This is a genomic window from Spirochaetota bacterium (genome assembly GCA_030154445.1).
Lineage (GTDB): Bacteria > Spirochaetota > Brevinematia > Brevinematales > Brevinemataceae > Brevinema_A.
In genome coordinates, this window is the sequence record JAGUQW010000004.1 from 199,382 (window position 1) to 210,516 (window position 11,135).

Here is an 11,135-nt window from a genome sequence, read left to right on the forward strand (position 1 = left end):
CCCCCTTTTTTTTACAATGTAACATTATAGAATATTATTATTTTTTCTACAAATTATTGAATCTATTATATTGTAAAAATATTAAAAATATGTTAGAATTCAAAAAGGAGTTTATCATGTCAAAGTATATATTTGTAACAGGTGGTGTCGTATCTTCATTAGGTAAAGGTATTACTGCATCAGCTATAGGTGCATTGATTCAGGCTGGCAAATATTCTGTAAATATGATGAAAATAGATCCTTATCTTAATGTCGATGCTGGTACTATGCGTCCCTATGAACATGGTGAAGTTTTTATTTGTGATGATGGTACAGAAACAGATCTTGATCTTGGAAATTATGAAAGATTTCTACAAATCAAAACTACCAAAAATTCAGCTATTACTACAGGGCGTGTTTATCAAAAAGTTATTGAATCTGAACGTAGAGGTGAATATCTTGGACAAACAGTACAAGTAATCCCTCATATTACAGATGAAATTAAAAGACGTATTCGATCTTTTGACAAACATAATTCTGATATTTGTATTATAGAACTTGGTGGTACTGTAGGAGATATAGAGAGTGTGCCTTTTATAGAAGCTATTAGACAATTCTCTCTTGAAGAAGGTCATGAAAATGTTATGTTTATTCATTTGACTTTAATTCCTATGGTCACTGGCGGAGAACACAAAACAAAACCCTCACAACATTCTGTCAAAACACTTATGTCAGAAGGTATTCATCCAGACATGCTTGTATGTCGTTCTCAAGAAATTATTTCTGATGAAATAAAAGATAAATTAGCATTATTTTGTAATGTAAAAAAAGAATCTGTCATTTCTCTTCCTGATGCAAAATATAGTATTTATGAAATTCCATTGACTCTTCAACAAGAAAAAGTATTAGAAAGAATTGAAGATCGTTTAAATCTTCCTCTCAAAAAAGCAAACTTATCATCTTGGCAGAATATTCTAAAAAACATCAAAGAATCTACAAATACAATTGATATTGCTTTTGTTGGAAAATATTTGCAATTAAGTGATGCTTACAAATCTGTTCTTGAAGCTTTTGATCACGCTGGATATAATCACAAATATAAAATAAATTTTTGTAATATAGATCCCGAAGCATTAGAACAAAACGATAGTGTTACTTTAGATATGCTTACCAAAGCTAATGGTATTTTTATTCCTGGCGGATTTGGTACAAGAGGAATCAATGGTAAAATAGCAGCTCTTTCTTATGGAAGAATCAACAAAATACCTACTTTTGGTATTTGTTTAGGATTACAGTGTATGGTCATTGAATATGCTCGTAATATTCTCAAACTTGATGCAGATTCTGTAGAATTCACTCCTAATACCCCTAACCCCGTAATAGAAATGTTATCCAATCTCAAAAATATCAAAGAACTCGGCGGTACGATGAGATTGGGTGCTTATACTACGAATTTTGAGAGTAACTCTCATATTGCTAAAATTTATGGAGAAACTACTATTATCGAGAGACATAGGCATCGTTTTGAAGTAAATCCTATTTATACAGAACAATTAGAAAAGGCCGGATTAGTAATCTCAGGGCGAGGTCCGTCTAATCTTGTAGAATCTGTAGAGTTAGCAGATCATCCTTGGTATATCGGTGTACAATATCATCCTGAATTTTTATCTTCTCCTTTAAAAGCTCATCCTTTGTTCGATTCTTTTGTTAAAACAATCATTGACATTAAGGGAAAATAAGTTATTATATAAAAATGTTTAATATAAATAATTATACAATATAAAGAGAACTTAAAAATTCCAGAATATAAAGTGGAATCGTTATACCAAAAATTTTTGATGGATGATGTAGAATTTGCTCAAATAGTGGAAGATAAAATAAATGAATATGTTCAACATGGTTATAGAGTTTTTTCCCATCAACTAACTCTAAATACTGGGAATTTTATGATGGTACAAACTGTTTTCATCAAAGAAGAATAAAAAATAGTATAAATTAAGGATCATTCATGGCTGAATACACCATAGAAAGTTACACCCAAAGCGATAGTCAAACAACTTCGGCTTTTGTCAGAGATCTAGAAGGTAAATTAAACAGAAAACACAAAGCTGGCTATGTCTTGGCTTCTCATCAAATGGCTATGGAGAATGGTTTTATGTCAGCACAAGTTGTTTTTGTCAAGGACGCTTCCTCCAAATCAATAATACCATTAAAAACGAAGAATAAAAAATAGTATAAATTAAGGATCACTCATGGCTGAACATAAAGTATTGAATTGGAATTATGATCTAAAATCTAGTTTTACAATAGCTAATAAAATAGAAGATGCACTCAGAGAAAATGACAGAAAAGGTTTTAAAGTGCTTTCTCATCAAATGAGTTCTACAAGCAACTCTGATCAAAGTATGATAACAGTAGTGGTACAAATTGTTTTTATTAGAGAATAACATAACTATTAAATTAAAATAATTCACAAGGTGCATTTATGAAAGCCCTATTACTAGCAGGTGGAAAAGGCACAAGACTGTGGCCTATTTCTAAATCGCAGACACCCAAACAAGTTGTATCTCCTTTTGGTGATCAACAAAATCTCCTTCAACTTACTATTAATCGAACTCTTGAAATCGGATTTAATGCAAAAGATCTCTTTCTTGTAACGGCACAGAATCAAGAAAATATTCTCAAACAATATTGGGATGAAACCCAATTAAATGAAATTATTTCTGAACCAGAAGCCAAAAATACTGCTCCCGCAATTTTATTAGCAACTAAAAAATTATTAGAATTAAACACAGATCCCAATGAAGTTATTTATGTTTTTCCTTCTGATCATTACATGATAGATTTTGAACTAGATCTATCTATAGATTGTCGTGATAAGATATTTTGTTTTCGTATTATTCCTACGAGAGCAGAAACAGGATATGGATATATCAAAACAGAAACTAACGACACAATCAGTAAAGTGAAACAATTTACAGAAAAACCTAATTTAGAAACTGTAGAAGCGTGGTATAATGATTGGCTTCAATTTCCTAAAAATAATCAACAAGATAAATATTTTTGGAATTCTGGTATTTATGCCTTTTCTCTGAATTCCCTAGGATTGGCTTTAGAACAGATAGATCCAAACTTATATCAATTATGGAAAAGTGCTACTTATCAAAAATTTAAAGAACAATATTCAAAACTTTTGACCACACCTTTTGACAAATTTGTTGCTGAACAAGCTCACAATCTATACTCTGCTCCTTTATTAGCAAAAACATGGCGGGATGTTGGTACTTGGCAATCTGTATACGAAGCACTTGCTTCAACAGATTCTCAAGAAAATATCCATGTTGGATTAGGTCAAAGCATCTGCACATCGGATACTAATTCGTGCTTAATCAATAGTGATAAAAACATTACTATTGCTTGTGCTGGAGTACAAAATCTTGCCGTGATTATTTCAGGAGACAATATTTTGATCCTTGATAAAAAAAATCCTCAAGCAATGCAAGAAATCATTACACAGCTCCAAAGAAATCATAAAGATCTTATCTAATGATGATAATAAGTTTAATTTGTTTTATCTTTCTTGGTATTATTCTCTTAGTATATTTTCATAAGAAACAAAAAATTTCTATTGATCCAAAATATCTTATTCAAATAGAAGCATATCTTACTCAAGAATTAAATTTAGATGATAGTATCAAATTTATAGATTGTGTTCGCGAATTGAATATACATCTTGTTCAATTATCTCAAAAACAAAAAATATCCGTCCCTATGATTCATCTAACACATGAGTTATTAGGATTAATATTACAAGTTCCGCGTATTCCTGAACAAAATAATGATATTTTAGCAGCAATCAAACAAATTAGTACTATTACTCAAGTAGCAAATGATCTTAAATTATTTTTTCTTAAAAATATTAGTACTTTCAAAAAATATATATAATAAAAAAATACACACTTAATATGATGTGTATTTTTTTATCTTGTCAATAAATTTAATTTCTAATATATAATGCTGGTGGATTAATAATTTTATTATTAATCGTATTAATCATTAATTTATTGCCTAATAGTATTCCTTTGTACACCGTTTGTACATTACCTACTGTAGCAAATTCAATCCCATCACTACTTATACTGGTCATTAAAGTTCCTTCTTGCTGACCTTTTGGAGTAGAATTTTCAAAAAATGCTTCTTGATAAATATCTTCTTGGAGTATCAATACGTGTTTTTTTAACACTGGAATACTACTTGTAATATCCACATCTTCCCAAACCCAAACACCTAGTAAAGTAGTGCTCTGTTCTTGTACTACAGCAGAACATGATACTAATATTAATAAAGAAAATATAAACATTCCTTGTTTCATAACTTTTCTCCTAATTAAACATTCTTTGTATTAATAGTGTCGACTTTTCATCGTCCAAAACTTTAATAACTTTATATATTTAATAAATATTATATATATATGTATCTCAGATTTTGTAACTAGACAAACAATGTCCTTTCTGTTATAATATAACAATAAATTTATTAAGGATCATATATGTCTCAAGAAATCACACCAAATCCTAGCGATGAACATGGTATTCGTCTTCAAAAATTAGAAACATGGCAAAATCTAGGACACGATCCATTTACACCTAGAGCTAAAACTACTAGAACACATTTTTCTCAAGATCTTATTCAAATCTTTACTAAAGATACAGAGGCTACTGTAGAAGCTACTGTGGCTGGTCGTATCATGTTGAAAAGAGATTTCGGTAAAGCTGCTTTCGGATCTATTCGTGATGAAAATGGTACTATTCAAGTATATTTCAAAAAAGATATTCTCGGGGATCAAGTTTTTGAAGAATACAAGCTCTTAGATTTAGGTGATATTGTTTCTATTACTGGTAAAATGTTCCTTACCCAAAAAGGAGAGCCAACTCTTCAAGTCACTTCTTTTCAAATTCTAACTAAAGCTTTAAGACCTCTTCCTGAAAAATTCCATGGATTAGAAGATATCGAGACTCGTTATCGTAAAAGATATCTAGATCTTATTTCTAACACTCATATCAAAGAAAGTTTTATCATCCGCTCAAAATTAATACATACTATAAGAGATACTCTTTCCAAACAAGGTTTTCTTGAAGTTGAAACACCAATGATGCATCCTATTCCAGGGGGTGCAGCAGCAAAACCATTCATTACTCATCACAATTCTCTCGGAACTGATTTATACCTTCGAATTGCTCCAGAACTATATCTCAAAAGACTTGTTGTTGGAGGAATGCATAAAGTTTTTGAAATTAATAGAAACTTTCGTAATGAAGGAATTGATACGACTCACAACCCAGAATTTACTATGCTTGAGCTTTATGAAGCGTATTCTGATTGGAGAGGTATTGTCGATCTCTTTGTAAATTTAGTCAAAACCGTGGCTCTTTCTATTAATCAAAGTACCAAACTAAGCTACCAAGGTACAGAAGTAGATATTGCACAATGGAAAGAAATTTCTTATTCTGATGCACTAAAAGAAAAAGGTATAGACCCCGAAAAAATCACTACAAGAGAACAAGCTCTTGAAATTGCTAAACACCACCATCTCGAGATTTCAAAAGATATGGGTAAATGGGGAATATTAGCTGTATTATTCGATCATCTTATTGCTGATAATATTATAGAGCCTACCATTGTTTTTGATTATCCTGCTGAGATTTCTCCTTTATCAAAAAGAAAGCCTGAAAATCCAGATTTAGCAGAACGATTTGAAGCTTATGCTTTTGGTATGGAAATTTGTAATGGGTTCTCAGAACTAAATAATCCTCTTACCCAAAAACAAGTTTTTGAGGATCAAATCATCAGAAAAGAAAATGGTGATGAAGAAACTATGGGATTTGATGAAGACTATATCGAAGCACTAGAGCAAGGATTACCTCCAACAGGAGGAATAGGTATTGGTATCGATCGTTTAACGATGATTTTTATCGATAGTCCTTCTATTAGAGATGTAATCCTATTCCCAACAATGAAAAAAATCGTTCAATAAGTACTATATATAAAAAGCTCCCTCTCTTCGAAGAAGGGGCTTTTATTTTAAAATAATCTAAGCCAAACACCTCTAAATATAGTGATGTTTTTTTTTACAGAATAAAATAGCAAACGCCTCGTAGATGTTTAACAAATATTTTCATAAAATAATATTATTATATAATACTTATATTTCAGATAAAACCGATAAATCACAATACGCAAATAAACTTTACATCACCTATTATCTATTTACGATAATATTTAATATCCATTTATGATAAAACTATTGTGAATTCACGAATTTTATAGTATACTATATCTATTAAGAATTAGATGTATTACTGATTTTTTATTATCTTAAAATCATATATTGACTTTATTTTGTATCAAATATATAATAAATAAAAGGGAAGGATTTATGTTAAAAACAGAAACTCGTGCTATAGAAGTTGCAAAATCTCTTATTAATCAACTAGCTTTTCAAGAAGAATCTAAAGGCACACAATCTGAACTATATTTAGAAAACTTATACATACAAAAAACACTATACTTTGCACAAGTGCTCTCACTAAAATTTTTCGATCAAGAATTGTTTCAAGATGATTGTCAAGCATGGCTACATGGCCCAGTAATCCCTGAGGTTTATAAAACATTTAGGTATGATAAACCATCCTTAATGCGACTTGAGTCAAACAATCTATTTACAGAAATGATCATAGAATTAATATTAGAGATACTAGACGGATCTGATGCACCTTATTTAGAAAAAATATCACATGAAGAAAATAAAGCTTGGAGTAAAGTTTATGTTCCTAATATTAAACATATTATAATCCCTAAGCAATCGATAAGAGATGATGTTCCTCAAAACTTTTTTGAAAAGACTAAAGAATTCTTTCGTACAAAAAGAGAATATGGTCAATCTTTAATCACATCAGATATGGATAAATTGGAGTTTTAAACCCTATGGAAGATCATATAAAAAATATAATGAATAAGCATGTTGAAAATGCTATCAAAAAATGTAATATACAACTCGAAGATCATATGATTTATAGACTTAAAACTGACATTTTCTCTCATACTCATCAATATTTCAATGAAAAATCTCAAAAAATATGGGACTGCGATTGGAAGTGTAACAATTATCTTAGTTGTGACAAAATATATACTATTATTTCATCAAGTCAACAAAGGACTTTTCGAGAGATTATCTCAAGAACAATATTGCACGCTTTAAACGAATTAAATAGTAAATATAAAAAATCGTAACACTGTTTTCTATTGTGGTAAAATAACAATCTTTAGCTCTTCCATCTATGAATTTTAGCGATTTTACAATTACAAGATAATGATGACAAATTAAAAAAATATCACTAAAAATAGTGATGTTTTTTTTGTATAAAATAAAATAGCAAACGCCACAAGCTTGAGATAAACAATAAACTAATATATAATATAGGCTAAATAAAATAGGAGTTCACTATGAAAGAGCAAATTAAAGCATTTATCAATGCTACTCTTGAAAAGCTGCATGTTAAAAAGAATGACTCTTCTCTTGAAATAACTATCCAAGAACACAAAATTATTCTAGAATTTACTGACAAAGAATGTGTTCTTACTTTTGATAAATATCAAAAAACTATATCTTATGACTTGGGAACTGACAAATTTTTCACTGCTCAAAAAGGTCTCTTCAAACATTTAGAACCTATTATGAAAGATATCAAAGATAAAAAAGCTTTTGGACAACTACTCTCTACATGGAAAAAAAATGTAGAATCCGTATTAGAAAAAAAATCTGCTATCCAAAGACAAGAAGAATTAGCACATAAATTAGCTATAGGATATCCTGAGCCTAGCCTCGGAATAGATGATCTTAGCGTTGGCTATGAACATTTTCTTAATAAAGTCAAAGATGAAATGTTATCTGTATTCAGAGCGATGGGCTATACTCTCATCGAAGAAAGAGAATTAGAAGATGAGTATCACAACTTTGAAGCCTTGAATATTGACGCTGATCACCCAGCACGAGAAGATCAAGATTCTTTTTATGTTGGAGACAAATATTTACTTCGTACTCATACTTCAAGTTCTCAAATCCGAACCTTAGAAAAAATGATAAAAAATGGTGAAACACCACCGCTTGCTATTGTTTGCCCTGGTGTTTGTTATCGTAGAGATGCTGTCGATGCTACCCATTTTCCTATTTTTCGTCAAATGGAAGGATTAGTCATTGACAAAAATGTTAGTTTTGCAGATCTCAAAGGTACTCTGTTAGAATGGGCAAAAGCTATGTTTGGTTCTAATACTCAAATACGCCTTAGACCCGATTATTTTCCATTTACAGAACCATCTGCAGAATTATCAGTATCTTCTCCCGATCTTCTAAAAGGTCGTTGGGTGGAATTACTAGGTTGTGGTATGGTACATCCAAAAGTTTTTGAAAATATAGGACTAGATCCAAAAGTATGGAAAGGTTTCGCTTTTGGAACAGGGATAGAACGAATCGCCATGATGCGTTATGGAATTAAAGATATTCGACATTTTGTTGAAAATGATATTAGATTTTTGAAACAAAGTTTATAAGCCACCACCCTTTTTATTAATTTATAAAATCTGGAGACAATCCTATGAAAATGACAGTTAGCTATGAATGGCTTTGTGATCTTGTACAAGATCTTGATCAAAAATCCCCTGAAGAAATTGGGCTTGCTCTCACTGCATTAGGTGCAGAAACCGAAGATATTTCTGTTCTCAACTATGGAAGTAATATTGAGCTAGCAATGATTACAGATATTGAATTACTAAACAAATTATCTAAAGTAACTATTACTATTGGTAATAAAACATACACTACAGTATCAAATTCTCCTCATCTCAAAAAAAATAATTATGTACTATTTGCTTCTATAGGAACTACTATTTTTGGTAATATTACTGTGAGTATTCATGAAATCGAAGGAGTCAAAACAGAAGGCTTGTTGCTAGCTTTAGAAAATTTAGGTATAGAAAATAAAAGTAATGATATAGCTCATCTCGGTGATGACAAAGAAATTGCTCAAGAATTATTCAAAACTTATTGTAAACAAGATGCTATTTATATACTTGATGTCCCTGGAAATAGAGCAGATTGGTTATCTATCCGTGGTCTTGCTCGAGCCTTAGCAATTTCTTTTGATCTTTCTTTAAAGAGCTATACTTATAATTTTACTCCAAAAGGAACATGTGATATTAAATTTGATATTCAAAGTGATAGATGCTTTCGTTATAGTTTGACAACTATTTCAAATATTACTTCTTGTAAAACACCTATTTATCTTCAAAAAAGACTCTTACTTCTTGGAATGCGTCCTATTAATTATCTTGTCGATATTAGCAATATAATTATGCTCGAAACGGGACAACCAGCACATGTTTTTGATGCCAGTAAAATAAAAGGTTCTATTATTATCCGTCAAGCTAAAAATAATGAAACATTAACCTTACTTGATGATTCAACAGTTGCTCTCTCTCCAGATGATCTCGTAATTTGTGATGAAGAAAAAATACTTGCTCTTGCTGGTATTATGGGTGGATTAGATTCTGGGGTAACAGAACATTCCACAAAAATTTATCTTGAAGTGGCTAGTTTTAATGGTGTTTGGATTAGAAGATCGGCAAAGCGTCTTGGTATTAAAACAGAATCTTCTTTACGATTTGAAAAACATATTACTTCAGAACTTGTTCCTTTAGCACAACAAAATATTTGTGAAATAATTACTCAACATTTACCTCAAACTACTATTTCTAGTACTTCTGATATTTCTCAAGCAGAACATAAGCAAGAAACTATATCCGTATCTCCTCAAGAAATTCGCGATTATTTAGGTGCTCCAGATATTAAAGATGATTTTATGAAAAAAGTAATTATTGATATTGGTTGCACATGTGATAGCTCCAACCAAAAATGGGATATCACGCCTAGTGGAGAGCGTCATGATCTCAATATCAAAGAAGATATCATGGAAGAAATCGCTAGATTTTATGGTTATGACAAAATTCCTAGTACTACTTATAGACCATCTAGTATTCAACTTAATCCTGAGAAATCTTTTGATGAAAAAATACGCCCTATTCTTCGTGGAATGGGATTAAGTGAAGCTGTCACTATGGTTTTTCGCTCTGTAGAACAACAAAATTTTTATGGACTTTCTCAAATTAATACCGTAACTATTCTCAATCCTCTGAATACAGAATGGACAGAATTGAGAACACATTTATTTGATGGACTTTTAGAATCATTAAAAACAAATGTATCCAAAGCTTTTGAAAAAAATATTGCTCTTTCTGAAATTGCTTCTGTGTTTTCTAAAAAAAACAAAGACTCAGCTGAAGATTTTTGTGAACAAAAAATATTATCCTTTGTCATTAGTAATGAAAATAATCCTTATCAAAAAGCATTAAATATTCTTAATAATATCGTTCAATATGCTAAAATACCATCTATCAAAGCACAGCGAATTAATGCGGATAATTACGCTTTTTTACACCCACTTAATGCTTTTGAAATAATCATCAATGATAAAGTTATAGGATTTTTTGGAGAAATTCATCCTTCATTAGTAGAAAAAATAAATATCTCCGACAAAAAAGATTTTCCATCGCCTGTTGTTTGTGAAATTTCATTTGATACCCTCAAACAATATGCTGAAATCTTTAACACTGTGAATAGAATTAATGATCTACCTCCTGTATTTAGAGATATCACTTTGTCAGTAGATAGCGATGTGCTAGGTATTAATCTTTGTGAAGAATTAAAAAACAAAAATCCTCTAATCAAAGATATAGAGTTTGTATCTGTCTTTCAAAATGATAAACTCAAAGAATTAAACAAAAAAAACATTTCTTTGCGTATGCGTTTTGAATCTATACATAATCTCAATACTCAAGAAATAGATCAATTTATCCAAGAATTATTGAAATAGAATTTAATATTAAAAAAAGCTTGACAAATGAAAGAAAATATGGAAAATTTATAAGACAGACAGACAGACAGACAGACAGACAGACAGACAGACAGACAGACAGACAGACAGACAGACAGACAGACAGACAGACAGACAGACAGACAGACAGACAGAAAGACAGAAAGACAG

At 30.6% G+C, this 11,135-nt stretch carries 11 protein-coding genes; 10 read left to right on the forward strand and 1 reads right to left on the reverse strand.

Annotation, left to right across the window (positions count from 1 at the left end; all coding sequences use genetic code 11):
• Nucleotides 1-116: 116 nt before the first annotated feature.
• The 6 genes from KFW21_02920 to KFW21_02945 all read left to right on the forward strand — a co-directional run bounded on the left by KFW21_02920 (nucleotide 117) and on the right by KFW21_02945 (nucleotide 3,924).
• Nucleotides 117-1,718, forward strand: a complete 1,602-nt coding sequence (locus KFW21_02920) for a CTP synthase (GenBank protein ID MDK2818386.1) — start codon at nucleotides 117-119, stop codon at nucleotides 1,716-1,718.
• A gap of 99 nt (nucleotides 1,719-1,817) precedes the next feature.
• Complete coding sequence (locus tag KFW21_02925; protein ID MDK2818387.1) at nucleotides 1,818-1,961, forward strand: hypothetical protein; 144 nt, start codon at nucleotides 1,818-1,820, stop codon at nucleotides 1,959-1,961.
• Nucleotides 1,962-1,987: 26 nt separating this feature from the next.
• On the forward strand, nucleotides 1,988-2,212 hold the full coding sequence (locus KFW21_02930) for a hypothetical protein (GenBank protein ID MDK2818388.1): 225 nt from the start codon (nucleotides 1,988-1,990) through the stop codon (nucleotides 2,210-2,212).
• Between the two features lie 19 nt (nucleotides 2,213-2,231).
• Nucleotides 2,232-2,426, forward strand: coding sequence for a hypothetical protein (locus tag KFW21_02935; protein ID MDK2818389.1), 195 nt, complete (start codon nucleotides 2,232-2,234; stop codon nucleotides 2,424-2,426).
• A 38-nt stretch (nucleotides 2,427-2,464) separates the two neighbouring features.
• On the forward strand, nucleotides 2,465-3,526 hold the full coding sequence (locus KFW21_02940; protein MDK2818390.1) for a mannose-1-phosphate guanylyltransferase: 1,062 nt from the start codon (nucleotides 2,465-2,467) through the stop codon (nucleotides 3,524-3,526).
• Nucleotides 3,527-3,528: 2 nt separating this feature from the next.
• The gene (locus KFW21_02945; GenBank protein MDK2818391.1) at nucleotides 3,529-3,924 is read left to right on the forward strand and encodes a hypothetical protein; all 396 of its coding nucleotides are present in this window, start codon (nucleotides 3,529-3,531) and stop codon (nucleotides 3,922-3,924) included.
• A gap of 52 nt (nucleotides 3,925-3,976) precedes the next feature.
• Here the strand turns inward: KFW21_02945 and KFW21_02950 are convergent, their stop codons facing one another.
• Entirely contained in the window at nucleotides 3,977-4,351 is a 375-nt protein-coding gene (locus KFW21_02950; protein ID MDK2818392.1) for a hypothetical protein, read from the reverse strand.
• A 177-nt stretch (nucleotides 4,352-4,528) separates the two neighbouring features.
• On the opposite strand from KFW21_02950, the gene lysS reads away from it, so the two are divergent.
• The 4 genes from lysS (at nucleotide 4,529) to pheT (ending at nucleotide 10,964) form a co-directional block, all read left to right on the forward strand.
• Nucleotides 4,529-6,013 carry a lysine--tRNA ligase gene (gene lysS, locus KFW21_02955; protein ID MDK2818393.1) on the forward strand — a complete coding sequence of 495 codons (1,485 nt, stop codon included), beginning with the start codon at nucleotides 4,529-4,531 and terminating at the stop codon, nucleotides 6,011-6,013.
• A gap of 402 nt (nucleotides 6,014-6,415) precedes the next feature.
• On the forward strand, nucleotides 6,416-6,958 hold the full coding sequence (locus KFW21_02960) for a DUF4065 domain-containing protein (protein ID MDK2818394.1): 543 nt from the start codon (nucleotides 6,416-6,418) through the stop codon (nucleotides 6,956-6,958).
• A 524-nt stretch (nucleotides 6,959-7,482) separates the two neighbouring features.
• Nucleotides 7,483-8,586, forward strand: coding sequence for a phenylalanine--tRNA ligase subunit alpha (gene pheS, locus KFW21_02965; protein MDK2818395.1), 1,104 nt, complete (start codon nucleotides 7,483-7,485; stop codon nucleotides 8,584-8,586).
• A 44-nt stretch (nucleotides 8,587-8,630) separates the two neighbouring features.
• Nucleotides 8,631-10,964 (forward strand): phenylalanine--tRNA ligase subunit beta, encoded by a 2,334-nt coding sequence (gene pheT, locus KFW21_02970; protein MDK2818396.1) that lies wholly within the window; start codon nucleotides 8,631-8,633, stop codon nucleotides 10,962-10,964.
• Nucleotides 10,965-11,135: the final 171 nt, after the last annotated feature.